Source organism: Kitasatospora sp. NPDC057595, assembly GCF_042800875.1.
In the GTDB taxonomy this organism is placed as follows: Bacteria; Actinomycetota; Actinomycetes; order Streptomycetales; family Streptomycetaceae; genus Kitasatospora.
Map to the genome: position 1 here is coordinate 103,796 of NZ_JBHVGL010000023.1, position 17,950 is coordinate 121,745.

At 74.8% G+C, this 17,950-nt stretch carries 15 protein-coding genes; 7 read left to right on the top strand and 8 right to left on the bottom strand.

What is annotated here, in order from left to right:
* Nucleotides 1–11: 11 nt before the first annotated feature.
* Nucleotides 12–1,664: a cytochrome bc complex cytochrome b subunit gene (locus ACFU9E_RS29110; protein ID WP_380689839.1), complete on the bottom strand. Its 1,653-nt coding sequence runs from the start codon at nt 1,662–1,664 to the stop codon at nt 12–14.
* 374 nt (nt 1,665–2,038) lie between these two features.
* Between ACFU9E_RS29110 and ACFU9E_RS29115 the strand changes: the two genes are divergently transcribed.
* Nucleotides 2,039–2,383 carry a hypothetical protein gene (locus ACFU9E_RS29115; RefSeq protein WP_380689837.1) on the top strand — a complete coding sequence of 115 codons (345 nt, stop codon included), beginning with the start codon at nt 2,039–2,041 and terminating at the stop codon, nt 2,381–2,383.
* A 91-nt stretch (nt 2,384–2,474) separates the two neighbouring features.
* On the top strand, nt 2,475–2,822 hold the full coding sequence (locus ACFU9E_RS29120; RefSeq protein ID WP_380715476.1) for an ArsR/SmtB family transcription factor: 348 nt from the start codon (nt 2,475–2,477) through the stop codon (nt 2,820–2,822).
* 40 nt (nt 2,823–2,862) lie between these two features.
* Here ACFU9E_RS29120 and ACFU9E_RS29125 read toward each other — a convergent pair whose 3' ends face one another.
* The gene (locus ACFU9E_RS29125; protein WP_380682683.1) at nt 2,863–6,789 is read right to left on the bottom strand and encodes an amino acid adenylation domain-containing protein; all 3,927 of its coding nucleotides are present in this window, start codon (nt 6,787–6,789) and stop codon (nt 2,863–2,865) included.
* Nucleotides 6,790–7,310: 521 nt separating this feature from the next.
* On the opposite strand from ACFU9E_RS29125, the gene ACFU9E_RS29130 reads away from it, so the two are divergent.
* Nucleotides 7,311–7,544 carry a hypothetical protein gene (locus ACFU9E_RS29130; protein WP_355361372.1) on the top strand — a complete coding sequence of 78 codons (234 nt, stop codon included), beginning with the start codon at nt 7,311–7,313 and terminating at the stop codon, nt 7,542–7,544.
* A 44-nt stretch (nt 7,545–7,588) separates the two neighbouring features.
* Here the strand turns inward: ACFU9E_RS29130 and ACFU9E_RS29135 are convergent, their stop codons facing one another.
* Nucleotides 7,589–8,893: an MFS transporter gene (locus ACFU9E_RS29135; protein ID WP_380682682.1), complete on the bottom strand. Its 1,305-nt coding sequence runs from the start codon at nt 8,891–8,893 to the stop codon at nt 7,589–7,591.
* A gap of 147 nt (nt 8,894–9,040) precedes the next feature.
* Between ACFU9E_RS29135 and ACFU9E_RS29140 the strand changes: the two genes are divergently transcribed.
* Complete coding sequence (locus ACFU9E_RS29140) at nt 9,041–9,766, top strand: TetR/AcrR family transcriptional regulator C-terminal domain-containing protein (RefSeq protein ID WP_380682681.1); 726 nt, start codon at nt 9,041–9,043, stop codon at nt 9,764–9,766.
* A gap of 11 nt (nt 9,767–9,777) precedes the next feature.
* Entirely contained in the window at nt 9,778–10,290 is a 513-nt protein-coding gene (locus ACFU9E_RS29145) for an isochorismatase family protein (RefSeq protein WP_380682679.1), read from the top strand.
* Here the strand turns inward: ACFU9E_RS29145 and murQ are convergent.
* Nucleotides 10,277–11,197, bottom strand: coding sequence for an N-acetylmuramic acid 6-phosphate etherase (gene murQ / locus ACFU9E_RS29150; RefSeq protein ID WP_380682678.1), 921 nt, complete (start codon nt 11,195–11,197; stop codon nt 10,277–10,279). The two genes, ACFU9E_RS29145 and murQ, sit on opposite strands and share 14 nt — an antisense overlap.
* A gap of 72 nt (nt 11,198–11,269) precedes the next feature.
* Here murQ and ACFU9E_RS29155 point away from each other — a divergent pair, with 72 nt between their 5' ends.
* Nucleotides 11,270–11,908, top strand: coding sequence for an endonuclease (locus ACFU9E_RS29155; RefSeq protein ID WP_380682677.1), 639 nt, complete (start codon nt 11,270–11,272; stop codon nt 11,906–11,908).
* Nucleotides 11,909–12,485: 577 nt separating this feature from the next.
* Here ACFU9E_RS29155 and ACFU9E_RS29160 read toward each other — a convergent pair.
* Together ACFU9E_RS29160 and ACFU9E_RS29165 are read right to left on the bottom strand one after the other, a co-directional pair.
* The gene (locus tag ACFU9E_RS29160; RefSeq protein ID WP_380682676.1) at nt 12,486–14,036 is read right to left on the bottom strand and encodes a hypothetical protein; all 1,551 of its coding nucleotides are present in this window, start codon (nt 14,034–14,036) and stop codon (nt 12,486–12,488) included.
* Nucleotides 14,037–14,086: 50 nt separating this feature from the next.
* Nucleotides 14,087–14,770 (bottom strand): DUF6445 family protein, encoded by a 684-nt coding sequence (locus tag ACFU9E_RS29165; protein ID WP_380682675.1) that lies wholly within the window; start codon nt 14,768–14,770, stop codon nt 14,087–14,089.
* Nucleotides 14,771–14,912: 142 nt separating this feature from the next.
* Between ACFU9E_RS29165 and ACFU9E_RS29170 the strand changes: the two genes are divergently transcribed.
* Nucleotides 14,913–15,455 carry a PaaI family thioesterase gene (locus ACFU9E_RS29170; RefSeq protein WP_380682674.1) on the top strand — a complete coding sequence of 181 codons (543 nt, stop codon included), beginning with the start codon at nt 14,913–14,915 and terminating at the stop codon, nt 15,453–15,455.
* A 150-nt stretch (nt 15,456–15,605) separates the two neighbouring features.
* Here the strand turns inward: ACFU9E_RS29170 and ACFU9E_RS29175 are convergent, their stop codons facing one another.
* Together ACFU9E_RS29175 and ACFU9E_RS29180 are read right to left on the bottom strand one after the other, a co-directional pair.
* Nucleotides 15,606–16,613: a YdcF family protein gene (locus ACFU9E_RS29175; protein WP_380682673.1), complete on the bottom strand. Its 1,008-nt coding sequence runs from the start codon at nt 16,611–16,613 to the stop codon at nt 15,606–15,608.
* Complete coding sequence (locus ACFU9E_RS29180; protein ID WP_380682684.1) at nt 16,610–17,920, bottom strand: MFS transporter; 1,311 nt, start codon at nt 17,918–17,920, stop codon at nt 16,610–16,612. Before ACFU9E_RS29180 ends, ACFU9E_RS29175 begins: the two co-directional genes overlap by 4 nt.
* Nucleotides 17,921–17,950 lie beyond the last annotated feature (30 nt).

Consider the following 17,950-nt stretch of genomic DNA (forward strand, 5'->3'; position numbering starts at 1 on the left):
GTGCGCGGGTCTCAGTGGTGGCCGTGGCCGCTGCTGATCTTCTCGTGCTCCTCGGCGGTCGGCTTGGCGATCTGGGCGCCCTCGCCGTAGAAGCCGCGGGAGAGCTTGGCCCGGGCGCGCTTCCAGATGGACACCTTGCGGGCCACCCCGTTCTCGTCCACCGCGGGCGGCAGCACGACCGGCTGCGGCTGGTCGTGCGAGGTGAGCGTGTAGAGCCGGTCCTGCGGCAGCGGCGCGTGCACCTCGACGAACTCGCCGTGCTGCAGCCGCTGGATGACGCCGGTCTCGCGCCCGTGCAGCACCTTCTCCCGGTCCCGCCGCTGCAGGCCCAGGCACCAGCGCTTGGTGATCACGAAGACGATCACCGGACCGACGAAGAAGCCGATCCGGGCCGCGTTGGTGATGGCGTTGATGGACAGGTGGAAGTGGGTGGCGAGCAGGTCGTTGCCGCCGGCGGCGAGCAGGATCAGGTAGAGGGCGATCCAGGCGGCGCCGAAGGCGGTGCGCACCGGCGCGTTGCGGGGCCGGTCGGCGATGTGGTGCTCGCGCCTGTCCCCGGTGATCCATCCCTCCAGGAACGGGTAGGCCCAGATCGCCACCAGGATCAGCGGGAAGATCATCAGCGGGACGAACACGCCCATGACGAGCGTGTGGCCCCAGAGGCCGATCTCCCAGCCCGGCATGATCCGGATCAGGCCTTCCGAGAAGCCCATGTACCAGTCCGGCTGGGCGTCGGTGGACACCTGGTCCGGCCGGTACGGGCCGTACGCCCAGATCGGGTTGACGGTGGCGATCGCGGCCATCGCCGAGACCACGCCGAACACCAGGAAGAAGAAGCCGCCCGCCTTGGCCATGTAGACCGGCATCAGCGGCATGCCGACCACGTTCTCGTTGGTCCGGCCGGGCCCGGCGAACTGGGTGTGCTTGTGGTAGAAGACCAGGATCAGGTGGGCCACCAGCAGGCCCAGCATGATGCCCGGGATCAGCAGGACGTGCACGGTGAAGAGCCGCGGAATGATGATGGAGCCCGGGAACTGGCCTCCGAACATGAACATCTCGATGTAGCTTCCGACGATCGGCACGGCGAGGACCGCGCCCTCCATGAACCGGATGCCGGTGCCGGAGAGCAGGTCGTCGGGCAGCGAGTAGCCCATGAAGCCGTCGAACATGCCGAGGATCAGCAGGCCCGCGCCGAACAGCCAGTTGATCTCGCGGGGCTTGCGGAACGCGCCGGTGAAGAAGACCCGGAACATGTGCGTGAACATGGCGGCCACGAAGACGATCGCGGACCAGTGGTGGATCTGGCGGATCAGCAGGCCGCCGCGGATCTCGAAGCTGATGCCCAGCGTCGAGGCGTAGGCCTCCGACATCCGGATGCCCTTGAGCGGCACGTAGCTGCCGTCGTAGACGACCTCGCCCATGGACGGGACGAAGAAGAGGGTCAGCCAGACGCCGGTCAGGATGATGATGAGGAAGGTGTAGAGGCAGATCTCGCCCAGCATGAAGGACCAGTGGTCCGGGAAGATCTTGCGCAGGTTGGACTTGGACAGGGCGTAGATGCCGAGCCGTCCGTCGGTCCAGTCGGCGAGGGCCTCGACCTTGTTGGCGGGCTCCGCGCGGGTACTGGTGGCCGGCTCCGGGCCCGGCTTGCGGTCGGCTCTCACGACGGGCTCCCCGGCGTCCGCCGCGGCACGTCCTGGACGCCCGGCCGCGAAACGGCCGGCCGATGGAGTGATGTGATCATCGGACCTCTCGATACGGGGGTGCCGGGCAGGCCGGCGCGCGGATCCGGCGACCCGCCGCCCCGTTGCTCAAAGTGATGGAGCGCTTACTCTGTCATGCTGTCGGGAGCACGCCGACTGTGCACGTCCATCGGCCCGTCCGGCCGCTCGTGTCGGCCCGTCCGGGGGGTGCGGCGCACCGGTTCGGCCCCCGCCGCGGCCCCGATGCTGCGCTCGGGTGCTGTTGGCGGCACGGTGAAGCGTTTCGGCGCGCGCCGCGCCCGGGGAGGGTGTGGGGCCGGGCCTACGCTGCGCCAATGGTGGAACACGCGGAACTCTTCGAGGACGTGACGGCCGACCTGGCCAGGGCCGGCTTCGACACCGGGCGCGGGCCCTCGGGCCTGCGGATCGACCGGGAGTCGCAGGGGGTGGTGATCGGCTGGCCGTCCGTGGACGGCACGGCCGGCGACCGGCCGCCCGCCGAGGGCATCCGGGCGGCGGTCACCGGTGCCGTCGCCGCGGTGCTGCGCGAGTCCGGCTACCGGGTCGCGCAGGCGGGCCCCGACGGACTGGTCGTCACCGACGGCCCCGCCCGGGCCGCGGTCGCGGCGGAGGGGGCCGAGCGCGAGCCGGCCGCCGTCCCCGAGCAGTGGTGGGGCTGACGCCGGGGCGGCGGGCCGTCGGATTGCCGCTGCTCCCGGCCACGTGCAACCATGAGGTTGCAACTGCTGGTGACGGCCGAGGAGCAGCCCCATGAACGACACCGCGACGGTGGACCGCGGCCCCGGCGACGCGGCGGTCGACGGCGTGCTCGGCGCCCTCGCCGACCCGACCCGCCGCCGGCTGCTCGATCTGCTCGCCGCCCAGGGCGAGGCCACCGCGACCACCCTCGCCGGGCGGCTGCCGGTCTCCCGGCAGGCCGTGGTCAAGCACCTGGCGGTGCTGGACGCCGCCGGCCTGGTCGCCGGGCAGCGGGCCGGGCGCGAGGTGCGCTACACCGTGCGCCCGGCCGCCCTGGACTCCGCGGCGCGCTGGCTGGCCGGCCTCGCGGCCGACTGGAACCGGCGGCCGGCCCGGGGCCCGGCCGCCGGCGGCCGGTAGCCGGGCCCCGGGCGGCTCGGGCGGTGACGGCCGGTCGGGTTCAGCCGTGCGTCGCGGCGGCGAGCGCCGCGGCCAGCTCCGCCACCCCGGGCTCCCGCAGCACGCCGTAGTGGTCGCCGGCCAGCCGCACCGTGTGCGGCGCGGCCGGTCGGCCGGCGCCGCCCCCGATGCCGTCCGCGCGATCGTCGCCGCCGGCGCCCTCGATGCCCTCGATGAACGAGTAGTCGTCACCGGTGGCCTTGAAGACGGTCACCGGGGCCGACAGCCGCCGCTCGGCCAGCTCCCGGAAGCTGTACTCGAACTCGTACGTCTCGCCGACGATCCGGGCGATCCGGCGGATCAGCTCCTCGTCGAGGTCGGGCAGCAGCCCGTGCACGAAGCCGGCGAAGCCGTCCTCGTCGTGCACCCCGGCCAGGCACCGCGCCAGCTCCGGTCCGCCGATCGATCCCGCGAACACCGAGTACAGGATCGTCAGGTACGCCGGGTTGCGGTAGGAGGACTCGCGCCCGTACCGCTCCCCGTCGGCCCGCCGCAGCTCCGGGTTGCCCGGGCAGATCAGCATGACGTCGGCCACCCGCTCCCCGGCCCGCTCCAGCTGCCAGGCCGTCTCGAAGGCCACCCGGGCGCCGAACGAGTACCCCCACAGGGTGTACGGGCCGTGCGGCCGGATCCGCCGGATCTCCGCCAGGTCGGCGGCGGCCGTCTCCCGGATCGTCGGGTACGGCGTCTCCCCGGGGTTGATCCCGTACGACTGCACCCCGAAGAACGGCCGGCCCGAGCGCCCGGCGAGCGGGCGCAGGTTCATCGGGTAGCCGCCCAGCCCCGGCCAGCAGAACACCGGCTCCCCGGCGCCGTCGCGGGCCAGCGGCACCAGCCGGGACACCGGCCCGCCGCCTGACCCGCGGGAGGTTCGGGCCGTGTCGATCCGCGCCGCCAGGTCCGCCAGCCTCGGGCACTCGAACAGCACCTGAAGCGGCAGTCGGGTGCCGAACTCCCGGTTCACCCGGTTGACCAGCGCCACCGCGATCAGCGAGTTGCCGCCCGCCGCGAAGAACTCGTCCGCCGTCGAGACGGCCTCGTACTTCAGCGCGGCCGCCCACACCGTGGCCAGCCGGCGCTCCGTCGGCGTCGACGGTGCCGTGAACGGCGCGCCCGTCCCCGCGTCGCGGACCTGCTCGGCGGCGGCCAGCGCCTTGGCGTCCACCTTGCCGTTGGCGGTCAGCGGCAGCCGGTCCAGCACCAGCACCCGGTTGGGGATCATGTAGTCCGGCAGCACCGCCGCCAGCTCGTCCCTGATCAGCTCCGCCGGGCCCTTCATGTGCACGGCGTCCTCCTGCATGCCCTCGCTGCGGACCTGCTCCTCGCTCACCCGGCCGCCGAGGAAGAAGTACGACGGCCCGGCCGGGATCCCGCAGCCGGTCAGGACGGTCTCGATCCGCCGGGCGGACGGCAGCGGGTGGCCGCTGCGCGAGCTGTAGCCCGAGGACATGAAGCCGAAGCCGAGACCGTTGCGCTGCAGGTGGTGCAGCCGGGCACCGAGGCCGATGTACTCCAGCCACGGCTCGGTGGCCCGGCTGACCGCTGTGATGCCGAAGCCCGCCCGCCGGTACACCTGCTGGTTGATCGCGATGACGTGCCGGGACTCCACGATCTCGTCCGAGACCCGGACCAGCTCGCCGCCCTCGTGCCGGTACAGGCCCGCCGGCAGGCCCTCGACCCCGCCCGGATGGGCCTGGACGAACAGCTCGGTGTCCTCCCGGCGCGGCCGCCCGTCGTCCGCGGCGACGGTGAAGCTGCCCAGGTAGAAGTCCTCCTCGGCGACGTCCAGCCGCCGCTGGACGGCCGGCTCGTGGCCCAGCGGACGCACCGCCAGTCCGTACTCCGGCAGCACCTCCTCCAGCACGCCCAGCATGTGGCCGGTCTCGAACTCCAGCACCTCCCGGATGTTGTTGCGGTACACCGGCTCGATCGCGCCGCGGCGGCCCAGGAAGTGCACCGCCAGCGGCGGCCCCGCGGGGTCGGCCTCGCCGACCCGGACCAGGGTGTGCTCCACCGGGTGGTGGTAGTACACGCCCGCCGGCGCGCCGTGCGAGCCGTCCGTCTCCAGGTACAGCTGGGTGGCGTACAGCGCCCCCGGGGAGGCGTAGGCGTACTTCGGCAGCAGCCGCTCCTCGCTGTGGAACTGTCCGAACCACCGCAGCACCGGGCCCAGTTCGGCGAGCGTGACGGGGGCCTCCCGGGGCGCGGCGGGCACCGCGGGCGGGGCCGGGTGCGGGGCGGCCAGCAGCGTCAGCAGGTCGTCCGCGGTCACCGGGCCGCCCTCGAAGAAGCGGTAGGTCTTGCGGGCGAAGGTCTCCCGCCGCTGCCGCCCGGTCTCCCGGCGCCCCGGCAGCTCCACCACCGGCCGCCCGGCCAGCTCGGCCGGGGTGCGCACGCCCGGATTGGACAGCTGCGCCCGCACCTGGAGCCGGCTCGCCTTGGACTGGTGGTGGCCGCCGTGGTTGCCCTGGTCCATCAGGGCGGCCTCCTTGGGATTCAGCTCCACGCAGGCGACCAGGTTCCGGTGCCCGGTCCGCGCGTCGTCGGTGACCACGGCCGCCGCCCGCCGCACCCAGGTGTGCTCCTCGATCGCGAGCGCGATCTCGTCCAGCTCCACCCGGTAGCCGCGCAGCTTGACCTGGTTGTCCACCCGGCCGGCGCACTGCAGGGTGCCGTCCGGGTTCCACTGGGCCAGGTCGCCGGTGCGGTACAGCCGCTCGCCCGGCAGGTGCGGCGAGGCGACGAACCGCTCGGCCGTCAGATCCGGCCGGTTGAGGTAGCCCCGGGCCAGCTGGACGCCGCCGATGTACAGCTCGCCGGCGGCCCCGACCTCCACCGGCGCCAGCTCCCCGTCCAGCACGAAGCAGCGGGTGCGGTCCACCGGCACGCCGATCGGCACCGAACCGCCCGGGTCGCCGAGCGCTTCGGGGTCGACCCGGTGGGCGGTCGCGTTGATGGTGCACTCGGTCGGGCCGTAGAGGTTGACCAGTGCCGCACCCGGCAGCGCGGCCGTCAGCGCCCGCGCCAGGCGCACCGACAGCGGCTCGCCGCCCGAGTACAGCCCGCGCAGGCCGGTGCAGTCCGCCAGCCGCTCGGTGTCCAGCAGCGCCTGCAGCAGGGTGGGCACGCACTGGAGGGTGGTCACCCCGTGCGAGAGCACGGTGTCGATCAGCGCCTCCGGATCCCGGTAGACACCCGGCGCGCCCATCACCACGCGGGCCCCGGCGGCGGGCGCCAGGATCTCCCACTGCGCCGCGTCGAAGCTCATCGGCGTCTTCTGCAGCACGGTGGCGGCCGGGCCGAGGTGTCCGGCGTCGGCCAGCCAGCGCAGCTGGGACACGATGCTGCGGTGCTCGATCATCACGCCCTTGGGGCGGCCGGTGCTGCCGGAGGTGTGGATGACGTAGGCGAGGGACTCCGGCTCCGGGGCGGCGGGACCCTGGCTCTGGTGCGGGATCGGGGACGCGCCGGGGTGCTCCGCGTCCTCGGGGGCGTCGGCCGGGGTGACGATCCGGGTGCCCGGCGGGACCAGCTCGGCCAGCCGGGTCCGGAGGTGCTCCTGGGCGACGATCACCTTGGTCCCGCTGGACTCGATCATCCAGCGCACCCGCTCCTGCGGGTACTCGGGCGAGAGCGGCAGATAGGCGGCACCCGCGTGGAGGATGCCCCAGGCCCCGGTCATCAGCTCCAGGGACGGTTCGGTGTACAGGCCGACGCAGTCGTCGGCGGTCACGCCCAGCCGGTGCAGCCGGGCGGCGAGGGCGTCGGCGGCCGCGCGGAGCTCGCCGAAGGTGAGCCGGCCGGCCTCGTCGGTCACGGCGATGGCGTCGGGCCGGGCGGCGGCCTGGGCACGGAGCAGGTCGGGCAGGCAGAGGGAGTGGCGGGCGGCGTCGAGCAGGACGGCGGACGGGACGGACTCTGCGGTCATGAGGGGGTTCCCTGAGGTCGGGGCCGGTACGGCCGCCCGGTGCGCCGACCGGGCGTGACTCCCAAGGTCGGCCGCCCGGTGTCCCGTCCGCCTGGGGCGAGGGCCGCCTTCCGGTCCGGATTTCCGCCCGGGCCGGAAGGCGTCCGGGTCCCGGGTGTCCCGGGCAGGTCCCGGTCGGCCGCGCTCGCGGTCCCGCCCCGGGTCAGGTGCCGGCCGGGTGGCCACCGCCGTCGGGTGCGGGAGGAAGGCGGTCACGGCGGGCGGGGCCGAGCGGCCGCGCAGGGTGGCGGTGCGCACGAGGCGCCCGGGCGATCGACGCGGACTTTCCGGTGCGGCCGCCCGCCGCGGGGGTGCCGCCCCGGCAGATCGGTCGGACCTGGGGTTCCGGGGGGAAGTGACGTTGGTCCCTGCCGCCCGCCCCGTCGGGTTCCGCACGCTGGAATGCGGGTCCGCCGGTTCACGAAGACCGGCGGGCCCACCAGCAGACCCGGTAGCCGAACGAGTGAGGACCCACGCCGCCCATGCCCGTCGAGACGATCGTGCACCGTCTGGTCGATGCCTTCTTCACCCACTGCCGGGAGTGCGGCGAGCCCCGCGACGTCGAGTGCCACCACGCCCACTGGCGGCTCTACCTGGATCTCGACCTGGAGACCCTGCGCCGGATCCGCGCCTGGGCGCTCGACCCGGCCAGCCGGGCCGGCACCGAGACCGAGCGCACCGTGCTGCTGCACTGGCTGGAGACCCAGGAGGTCTGACCGCCTTCGGCGGCTCCCTCGGTGCCGCGGACGGCCTTGAGCGCTCAGGTCGGGTCCGGCGCCGTTGCCCGTTCCGCGCGGACCTCGGCGACGTGCGGGTCGGTGCGATCGTCGTACCGCCACAGCGCCGGCAGCGCGGCGGCCAGCACCCCGCCGCTCACCAGGCAGGCCAGGCCGCCGGTGCGCAGCGCGGCCCGGATGCCGTAGCGGGCGGCCAGTCCGCCGGCCCGGAGGTCGCCGAGGGCCGGCCCGGCGGCGCTGATCAGCAGCTCCAGCCCGGCCGCGCGCCCGCGCAGCCCGTCCGGGATGGACCGGTTCCAGATCGCGCCCCGGAAGGTGTCGCCCACCCAGTGCGCGGCTCCGGCGACGGCCAGGCAGAGCAGTACCGGCCACAGGCCGGAGCCGAGCGCGGCCGCCGCCGTCGCCGCGCCGACCGCCGCGCAGGACAGCAGGACGAACCGCCCGTGCCGGTGCACCCGCCCGGTCCAGCCGCTGGTGGCGGCGGCCAGCAGCCCGCCCGCCGCCGAGGCCGAGTAGAGCAGGCCGAGCGCCCAGCGCGCGTCCAGCTCGTCGGCGAGAAAGGGGAAGAGCGCGGTCGGCAGGGCGAAGGCGGTGGCCGCGAGGTCGGCCAGGTAGGTGCCGACCAGGTCCGGCCGCCGGGCCACGTGGCGGGCGCCCTCGGTGAGCTCGCGCAGCGCCGGGGCCCGCTCCTCCCGGGCCGGGCGCAGCGGGCGGAGCAGGGTGAGCAGCGCGATCGAGAGGAGGAAGGTGGCCAGGTCGACGAGGTAGGCGGTGCGCACCCCGGCGGTGGCGATCACCACCCCCGCGGCGGCGGGCGCGACCAGCCCGACCACGGTCCACCGCAGGGAGAGCAGGGCGCCGGCCGCGAGCAGCTGGTCGTGCGGCACCAGCCGGGGGACCATCGCCTCCAGCGAGGGCTGCTGGACCCCCTGGAGCGCGGCGGCGCAGCCCGCCGCCGCGTAGAGCGGCCAGATCATCGGCTCGTCGGTCAGCGCGTTGAGAAGCAGCAGCGCGCAGAGCACGGCGAGCGCGATCTCCGTGGTCAGGGCCACCGTCCGGCGGTCGAGCCGGTCGGCGAGCACCCCGCCGTACAGGCCGAGCAGGACCGTCGGCACCAGCTCCACCGCGCCGACGGCGCCCACCGCGAGCGGCGAGCCGGTGGCGTCGGCGATCTGCAGCGGGATCGCGGTGAGGGTGAACACCGAGCCCAGCATGGTGACGGCGCCGGACGTCCAGACCAGGCGGAAGTCCGCGGAGGACCGCCAGGGCGCGGTGTTCGGCAGGAGCCGGGACCACGGGCGGCCCGGGCCCGTTCCGGTGGTCGTCATGAGTGTGTGGGTCCCTTCCGGGGAGACGCGAAGGCGCGGGGACGGTTCCTTATCGCTGATAAAGTCCGAGCCGGAACTTAGCAGCGATAAAGTGAGCTGCCAAGGCAATAGCCGGGGCCGGCCCGGGCGGCGGAAGGGCGGTACACGATGGCGCTGACACGGGACGCGGTGGTGCGCACCGCCCTGCGGCTGCTCGACGAGGTCGGCATCGACGGACTCACCACCCGTCGGCTGGCCCGCGAGCTCGGCGTGCAGTCCCCGGCCCTGTACTGGCACGTCAAGAACAAGCGGCAGCTGCTCGACCTGATGGCGGAGGCCATGCTGGCCGAGGCCCTGCCGCCGGACCGCGAACCCGACCCCGCGCTCTGGCCGGACTGGCTCGCCGCCGACGCCCGGGCCAAGCGCGCCGCGCTGCTCGCCCACCGCGACGGCGCCCGGGTGCACGCCGGCACCCTGCCCACGACCGAGGAACTGCCCGCCGTCGAAGCGCAGTTGGGCGCACTGTGCGAGGCGGGCCTGCGTCCGCGCACCGCGCTGCGGCTGCTGCTGACCATCGACCGCTACGTCATGGGCTGGGTCACCGAGGAGCAGGCCTGGCGGCAGGACGCCGAACAGCGGGACGGCTCGCCTTTCCCGGACGAGGCGCTGCGCGAGCTTCCGCTGCTGCGCGAGGCCGCCGACGTGCTGCGCATGACGGACCACGACGCCGACTTCGAGTACGGGCTGCGGGTGCTGATCGAGGGCTTCCGGACCGAGATCGCCCGCGAGGCCGCGGGTGCCGCGGGTGCCGCGGGTGTCGCGGAGGCCGGGGAGGCCGGGGAGGCCGGGGAGGTCGGGCCTGGGGACGATTCGCCGGCCGATCCGATCCGCTAACTTGACCGTCCATGCGAACTCTCGACCCTGCCCGCACCGCCCTCGTCCTGGTCGACCTCATGGAGCGGATCGCCGCCCTGCCGCTCGCCCCTCGCCCCGGCAGTGAGGTGGTCGCCACGGCGCTCGACCTCGCGACGGCGTTCCGGGCCGCCGGCGCGCCGGTGATCGCGATCCGCGTCGAGCGCCCCGGCGTCGCCGAGCAGCCACCCGGGAGCGACCTGCTGCCCGAGGTCGCCGCCCTCGCCGACGAGGTCGTCGTCAAGCGCACCATCGGCGGATTCCACCGCACCGACCTGCACGAGCTGCTCCAGGCGCGCGGCGTCGACACCCTGGTGTTCGGCGGCATCGCCACCAACCTCGGCGTCGAGTCCACCGCCCGGTCGGCCGCCGACCACGGCTACGCGGCGGTGTTCGTCGAGCAGGCCATGACGGCCCTGACCGAGGAGGAGCACCGGGCGTCCGTCGCCCTCTCGCTGCCCCGCTTCGGCGAGGTGGTCGACCGGAGCGGCCTCAGCCTCGGCTGACGCCGCCCCGGGCCAGCTCCAGCGCCTCGCGCAGCCGGCCGTCCGCCGAGGTGAGCAGCCGGGCGGCGGCCGGGGCGTCCACCCCCGCGAGGACGACCAGCACGGCGTCCTTCACCTCGCCGCCGGTGGCCGCCAGCGCCCGTCGCGCCGTCTCCTCGTCCGCGCCGGTGATCTCGGTGACGATCCGCCGTGCCCGGTCGCGCAGCTTGGCGTTGCCGGCCCGGACGTCGACCATCAGATTTCCGTACGTCTTGCCGAGCCGGACCATCACCGCCGTGGAGAGCAGGTTCAGCACCAGCTTCTGCGCCGTGCCCGCCTTGAGCCGGGTCGAACCCGCCACCACCTCCGGCCCCGTCACCACCTCGATGCCCAGCTCGGCGGCTGCGACCAGCGGCGATCCGGAGCTCCCCGCCAGTCCGACGGCCAGCGCCCCGGCGGCGCGGGCGTAACGCACCGCCGCCACCGTGTACGGGGTGCGACCGGAGGCGGAGAGGCCCAGCACGGTGTCCTCGGCGGTCAGCGCCAGCGCCGCCAGGTCGGCGGTCGCCAGCTCCGGACGGTCCTCCGCGCCCTCCACGGCGCGCACCAGCGCCCGCGCGCCGCCCGCGATCAAGCCCACCACCTGGCCCGGGGCGGTGTTGAAGGTCGGCGGGCACTCGCCGGCGTCCATCACCCCGAGCCGCCCCGCCGTGCCGGCGCCCGCGTAGACCAGTCGCCCGCCCCGGGCCATCCGCTCCGCGACCGCGTCCACCACGACGGCGATCCGCGGCAGCTGTCCGGCCACCGCCCCGGCGACCGTACCGTCCTCGGCGTTCAGCAGCCGCAGCAGCTCCAGCGTCCCCAGCCGGTCGAGGCCGGCCCACTCCGGCCGCACCACCTCGGTGGCCGGGCGGTCGGTGTCGTCCATACCGTCTCCCTCCCCGCGCATGACGGCCGCCAACCGGGGCAGGCGCCGCACGGGCGGGGAAAGGAGACCGCGATGGGCCACGAGGAGACGGTCGCCGCCCTGCTGGCACGCTTCGGCCGCACCTACGCCGACGAGGCGGGCATCAGGCTCCGCGACACACCGTCGCCGCTCTACCGGCTGCTGGTCCTCACCACGCTCAGCTCGGTGCGGATCGGCGCCTCCCTCGCGGTCGCGGCGGCGCGGGAACTCTCCGCGGCCGGCCTGCGCACCCCGAAGGCGATGGCCGCCTCCCGCTGGCAGGACCGGGTCGACGCCCTCGGCCGCGCCCACTACGTCCGCTACGACGAGAGCACCGCCACCGCCCTCGGCCGCGGCGCCGAGCTGCTCCTCGACCGCTGGCGCGGCGACCTCCGCCGCCTGCGCGACGAGGCCGACGGCGACCCGGACCGCATCGCCGAACTGCTCCGCGAGTTCCCCCGGATCGGCCCGGTCGGCGCGGGCATCTTCTGCCGCGAGGCCCAGGCCGTCTGGCCCACCCTGCGGCCCTCCTTCGACGCCCGCACCCTCCGCGCCGCCGCCGACCTCGGCCTGCCCCGCACCCCCGCCACCCTCGCCGCCCTGGCCCCGCCGCACGACCTCGCCCCCCTCGCCGCCGCCCTCACCCGCCTCAGCCTGAGCCACCCCCGCCCGCACGAACTCCTGGCGGCCTGAGGCTCCGCCTTGCCCACGCCGGCCCGCCCTCCGCCGGACGGATGCGGCCCGGCCGGTGGGCGTCGTGCCTCCACCGTCGATCTGGCGTCTGGACCGCGGGCGTCACCGGGTGGGCCCGTCGGCCGGCGTGATCGTCGACGGGACGGCGTGTTCAGGTGGCGAGGTCGGTAGGGCGGACAGCGAGGTTCCGGGGGCGGAGCCGGAGTGGGAGACGGCTTCGTCGTCTCAGGGTGGGAAGCGCAATCCCGCGTTCCAACAGGGCATGTGGGGAGTTCGCCGCAGCCTCCTTCCAGCTGGTGGCGGGATCGAGGCCGTCGCTGGAGGCGCTCGCGGCGCGGTTGCGGCTGCCCGTCGAGCGGGGGTGGGAAGGCCTCGGGTCCGTGGACGTCGCCATGGTCCGCACCGAGCAGGTGGACTTCGCCCTGAGCCGGTTGGAGGGAGCGCCTGCCCCGCACACGCAGGTCCGGGTGAGCCGTTCGACCGACGACGTGGAAGCGGCGCTGGACATCCTGCTCCGCGCGCTCGGTGTCGACCGCGGGCCGCTTGCGTTCCGGGGCAGCGTGGGCGCAGTTCGGGATCAGGGTGTGAGCTGGGTGAGGAGGGCGCGGGCGAGGGGGGCGGGGAGGGCGGGGTTGGCAGCGGCGACTTCGGCGATGTGGGGGACCGGGTCGGCGATCAGTTCGGTGAGGAGGGTGGGCGGTAGGGAGGGGTTGGCGGCGGCGATCGGGCGGGCCTGTCGGTCCTCCAGGCAGGCGGTCAGGGCGGGCAGCGGTGCTGCGGGGTGGGAGGCGATGGCGCGCAGGGCCGTCCGGACGGGCGGGCGGTGGTGGGCCAGGTCGGTGAGCAGGGCCGGTGAGGCGTCCGGGTTGGTGGCCATCCGGGCGGCGACGCGGACGCCGTGCCGGGTGAGCATGGCGCGCAGCAGTGGCTCGGGCAGACCGGGGTGCGGGGCGATCGCCTTCAGGACCTTGGCGTCGGGGTCGGCGGCGAGGGCGTCGCGAATGGCGGGCGGCAGGTCGCGGCGCTCGGCGACCAGCATCCGGACGGCCGGTTCCGGGGAGGCGGCCAGCTGTGCGACCTCGGTGGGGGAGGCGGCCGCGATCCTGGGCAGCAGGGTGGCGTGGGCGTGGCCTCGGGCGGCCAGTCGGGTGAGTACGTCGAGCGGTAGCCGTGGGTGGTCGGCCAGTGACCGGGCGACGTCGCTGCTCTCGTCCTCGGCCAGGATGCGGATCACATCCTCGTCGATCGCGGGGTTCTCGGCGAGCGCGCTGCGGACCCACCGCACCGGGTCGGTGGCGAGCCGGCGGTAGACCTCCGGCGGCAGGTCGGTGCGGGCCGCCAGCTCGGCGCGCGGCGCCGCCGCAGGGTGGCCGGCGAACCGGGCGGCGGTGGCGGGGGGCGTCGCGGGGTGGGCGAGGGCGTTGGCGGTGATGTGGTGCCGGCCGGTCTCGTGCTCGCCGGAGCAGACGGTGCCGGGCAGCGCCGGGCAGTCGGGGAACTCGCAGTCCTGGCCGTGCTCGTAGGGCACGGTGTGCCGCTCGCAGACCGGGCAGGCACCGGCCGGTGGCAGCGCTTCGCCGGTCGGCAGCGTGCCTCCGGTCAGCAGGGCGTCGCCGGTGAGCAGGGCGTGCACGACATCCGGCGGTGTCCGGTCGTTGGCGGCCACCGCGCGGCGGACGGTGGTGTGCGGGTGGTGGGCGAGGGCCGCCGCGAGATCGGGTGGTGCGGCGAGGGCGAGTTCCGCGACGACCTCGGGATCCCGGTCCTCGGCGAGGCGTCGTACGACGTCGTCCGGCAGGTCGGGGCAGGCGGCGAGCCGGCCGCGCAGCCAGGGGTCGGGGTCGGCTGCGAGCCGTCGTGCCAGGTCCGGCCGGCCCTCGCCGCGCTCCAGCAGGGTGAGCGCGGACTCGGGCCGGCTCGCGTCGTCGACGTCGGCGAAGAGCGCGCGCACCTGGGACGGGGTGAGGTCGTCCCGGTCGGTGAGCTCGGCGGCGAGGTCGTCGGCGAGAGTCCGGTCGGGGGTGGTCGCGGCGAGGGTGATCAGCCGGTCGACCAGGTCGGCGGGCAGGGCGGGGTTGGCGGCGAGGCCGCACAGGACGCGGTCGGGGTGGAGCACGACGTGGATCACCCCGGCATCCTGCCAGGTCCACAGTGGCACGCGTGTGCGCCTGTGCTGGGTCAGGCCATCCAGAAGAAGACCGCCGTCATCCGCCGGTCCTGCAGGGACAGACCGTGGTAGGCGGTGGCGCTGTGGATGAGGTTGGCGTGGTAGACGAGCAGCCGGTTGAAGCGGTTGGGGACGCGGACGTCCTCGGTGAAGGCGTCGGCGGGGACCCGGCGGGTGCCGAGGGCCTCGACCAGGTTGTTGTGCGGGGCGGTGACCAGGTTGCCGCCGAGCCGGCCGCCGGGGAACCGCTGGCGGTAGAAGCCGGTGCCGGCGCCCTTGGGGGCGCCGGGGGTCAGGTAGAGGACGGCCGCGTAGCGGCAGAGGGCGCGGGAGTCGGTGTGCGGGCGCGGCTCCGATTCGGCGGCGCCGACGAGCTGGACGCAGTTGTGGTTCAGGGTGCCGCCGCCGGGAGCGCTCTGCACCCAGAGCCGCGGCGCCCCGGTGGCCCTGCGGACCAGTGCCTCGACGCGGGCCAGCTCGTCCGCTTCGAGGCCGGGCATGGTCCGCAGGCCGGGCCAGGTCTCCGGGCGGTAGGGGTAGCCCTCGGCCCAGTCGTTGCGTTCCAGGCAGCGGCGTCGGACGGCGTCCGGGTCGGGCAGGACGTCGTCGAACACCCAGTAGTCGCGGCCGGGGGTGGGCTTGCGGTAGGGCAGGACGGGGAGGGGCGCCGTCCGTCCGGCGGGCAGTGGAGGCATGGGCCGACCATAGGATTCGTCGCCCCCAACGTTCTGCCGTGAGCAGGTCAACCTTTCGTCAAGGTCGCCATGGCCATGACCGGTCGTGGGTGTGGGCGGGGTCACGCTTGAGCGCGCGGCGGGGGACGGGAAGGGTGGTGCCATGACCACCTTCGAGATCGATCCGGCCGACCCGTCGGCCGCCGGGGCGCCGCGCACCCGCACGCATCACTGGCAGGCCGGTCCGCCCATCTCCGCGTTCCCGCACCTCACCGGGGAGGAGATCCTCCAGGAGATCATCGCCGGCCGGATCCCGCAGCCGCCGATCGGGAGCACCATGGGATTCCGGCTGGTGGAGGCCGGTCCCGGGACGGCCGTCTTCGACGGTGAACTCGGCGACCACCTCTTCAATCCGATGAACACCGTCCACGGCGGGTACCTGGCCACCCTGCTGGACTCGGCGCTCGGCTGCGCCGTGCTGAGCCGGCTGCCGGCCGGCGTCGGCTACACCACCACCCAGCTGAACGTGCACATGGTGCGGCCGTTGTTCGCGGACTCGGGCCAGGTGCGCTGCGAGGGGGTCGCCCTGCACGTCGGCCGGACGATCGCCACCGCGGAGGCGCGGATCATCGGCTGCGAGGACGGCCGGCTCTTCGCGCACGCGACCACCACCTGTGCCGTCCTGGCCCCGCGCCGGGCCGGCTGACGGACCCGAAACGGGCCCAGGGCTCCGGGCCCCCGGCGGTTCGCCCGCGCGCACCGGCGCGGTTGCCGACCGCCGGGGCCTGTCGGCCGTGACGGGGCGGGTGACGGGTGGCGGCCGACGGGCGGAGCCGTCACCGCGTCCCGGACGTCACTACGCCCCGAGGGCCGCGGCGGCCAGCCCGCAGACGGCGACGAAGCCGCAGATTCCGAGGTTGATCACCTTGTGGGAGAGGAAGACGGCGGCGAACTCGCGGATGGTCGCGCTCGGCCAGTAGTACCGGGCGGTGGGCGAGCCGCAGACCTGGCCGGTGACACCGGTCTTGCGGGCAGTCAGGGCGGCACGGAAGGCGTGGAAGTTGTTGGTGACGACGACGGCGCGGTAGTCGGCCTTGGCCTGCTCCATGATCACCTTGCTGAACAGCAGGTTCTCCTCGGTGGTGCGCGAGCGGTCCTCGCGCTCCAACCGCTCGGCCGGGAAGCCGCGATCGGTCAGGTAGTTCGCCATCGCGTGGGACTCCGGCAGCTTCTCGTCCGGACCCTGGCCGCCCGAGGTGATCAGCACCGGCGGATTGCCGCGCGCGGCCTGCTTCTCGTAGAGCTCTCGGCCGCGTTCGAGCCGGCTGGCGAGCAGCGGCGGCACCCGTTCGCCGCCGATCAGCCCGGAGCCCAGCACCACGACGAAGTCGACGTCGCCGCGCGGCCGGTGGAGCTGGTAGAGGAAGGCGTAGCCGACGAAGCAGACGAACAGGAAGGAGACGTAGCCGACCACCAGCAGCGCGGTCGCGGCGAGGATGCCGATGCTCGGGGACTTGGTGAGCAGCGCCGCGATGAACAGCCCGATCAGGCCCAGGATGCCGAGTCCGGCGAGCAGGGACAGCAGGTTCGCCGGCCGCCGCCCCTCCTTGCGGATCATCGTCAGCCCGTTGGAGAGCAGGAACCAGACCAGGGCGATGGTGCCGACGGTCGGGAGCAGCGCGATCAGGGCGACCGCCAGCTCGGCGACCAGGCTGGGCGCCTTGCGCAACTCGGCGATCAGCGCGAGGGCGAGCAGCGAGACCGCGATGCCGAGCAGAACGGCGTTGCTGAACCGGCGGCGGTCGCGAAGGACTCCGATCCCGCACAGGAGGAAGAACAAGGCCGCTGGGGCATAGGCGATCATGCCCGTATCGTAGGGTCCGGCCGGGCGGCGCCGGCTCGCGCCTCCTGCTCCGCGGGACACCCGCAGGCAGTATCCGCCTCGACCTCCTCTCCTGCGCTGTCCCGGTCCGCTTCCACCGGCCGACCGACCCGGCGGACGCCGGGAACGGCCGCGGTGCCGGCACAGGCGAGCGCGACCAGGACGGCGGTGACCAGCAGTGGTCCCGTGCTGCCCCAGGCGTCCGCGGCCAGCGGTGCGAGCGCGTACCCGAGCGGGGCGGCGGCGAGCGACAGCAGCCAGTCGTAGGACGTCACCCGGGCCAGTACCTGCGGCGGGAACTCCTGCTGAACCACCGTCTGCCACACCGGGCTGAGGAAGCCCAGCCCCGTCATCGCCAGCGCGTACGCGGCCACCGTGACCGGGGCCGGCGCCGCCAGAGCGAGGGCGGCCAGCGGCAGGGCGTACAGCGCCAGGCCCAGGTTGGCGACCAGCACCGGCCGCCGTGGCCGGTACCGGCCGGCGAGCAGCGAGCCGACCAGCACGCCGCCCGCGGCGGCCTGGGTCATGGCGATCCAGACGCCGTCCCCGCCCAGCTGCCGGGTGGCGATCAGCGGGCCGAGGGTGAGCAGCACGGCGGCGGCGCCGTTCCACACGCCGTGGCCGATCAGGCTCGTCCAGTACCAGTCGCGCGAGCGCACCTCGCTCCACCCGCGCACCAGGTCGGTCCGCAGCGAGCGGCGCTCGCCGGGGGTGTGCCGCACCCGCAGCCGTGTCAGCAGCGCCGCGCTGACCAGGAAGGAGGCGCCGTCCAGCAGGAACGCCCAGCCGGCGCCGGCCGTCCAGATCAGCAGCCCGGCAAGTGCCGGGCCGCCGAGCCGGGCGGCGTTCGCGGCCGAGGCGAGCAGCGCGTTGGCCCGCATCCGCTGCGGCCCCGCCACGGTGGCGGCCACCAGCGGCGTGGCCGTCGGTATGGCGAACGCGGAGGCGATCCCGCCGACCGCCTCGGCGGCCGCGATAGGCGCCAGCCGGGGCTGGTCGGTGAGGAGTTCGAGGCCGACGGCCAGCTGGGCGGCGGCCCGGACCAGGTCGGTGACGAGCGCGACCAGCCGGGGGTTGACCCGGTCCCCGACCACGCCGCCCAGCGGGAGCAGCAGCAGACGCGGGACCATCGCGCAGCCGAGTACGAGGGCGAGCGCGCCGGAGGAGCCGGTCGCCCGGGTGACGGCGATGGCCAGGGCGGCGGGCACGACGGCGTCGCCCAGGGTGGAGATCGTCCGACCGAGGAAGAGCAGCCGGAAGTCCGGCAGGCGCAGCGGGTGCTGAAGCAGGGTCACGGGAGGAACTGTATTTCGTTGCCG

What these genes read in the sequence shown, in the direction of transcription:
- ACFU9E_RS29115 (WP_380689837.1), top strand. Translation starts at nt 2,039, where the DNA reads ATGGTGGAACACGCGGAACTCTTCGAGGACGTGACGGCCGACCTGGCC.
- ACFU9E_RS29120 (WP_380715476.1), top strand. Translation starts at nt 2,475, where the DNA reads ATGAACGACACCGCGACGGTGGACCGCGGCCCCGGCGACGCGGCGGTC.
- ACFU9E_RS29125 (WP_380682683.1), bottom strand. Translation starts at nt 6,789, where the DNA reads ATGACCGCAGAGTCCGTCCCGTCCGCCGTCCTGCTCGACGCCGCCCGC.
- ACFU9E_RS29130 (WP_355361372.1), top strand. Translation starts at nt 7,311, where the DNA reads ATGCCCGTCGAGACGATCGTGCACCGTCTGGTCGATGCCTTCTTCACC.
- ACFU9E_RS29135 (WP_380682682.1), bottom strand. Translation starts at nt 8,893, where the DNA reads ATGACGACCACCGGAACGGGCCCGGGCCGCCCGTGGTCCCGGCTCCTG.
- ACFU9E_RS29140 (WP_380682681.1), top strand. Translation starts at nt 9,041, where the DNA reads ATGGCGCTGACACGGGACGCGGTGGTGCGCACCGCCCTGCGGCTGCTC.
- ACFU9E_RS29145 (WP_380682679.1), top strand. Translation starts at nt 9,778, where the DNA reads ATGCGAACTCTCGACCCTGCCCGCACCGCCCTCGTCCTGGTCGACCTC.
- murQ (WP_380682678.1), bottom strand. Translation starts at nt 11,197, where the DNA reads ATGGACGACACCGACCGCCCGGCCACCGAGGTGGTGCGGCCGGAGTGG.
- ACFU9E_RS29155 (WP_380682677.1), top strand. Translation starts at nt 11,270, where the DNA reads ATGGGCCACGAGGAGACGGTCGCCGCCCTGCTGGCACGCTTCGGCCGC.
- ACFU9E_RS29165 (WP_380682675.1), bottom strand. Translation starts at nt 14,770, where the DNA reads ATGCCTCCACTGCCCGCCGGACGGACGGCGCCCCTCCCCGTCCTGCCC.
- ACFU9E_RS29170 (WP_380682674.1), top strand. Translation starts at nt 14,913, where the DNA reads ATGACCACCTTCGAGATCGATCCGGCCGACCCGTCGGCCGCCGGGGCG.
- ACFU9E_RS29175 (WP_380682673.1), bottom strand. Translation starts at nt 16,613, where the DNA reads ATGATCGCCTATGCCCCAGCGGCCTTGTTCTTCCTCCTGTGCGGGATC.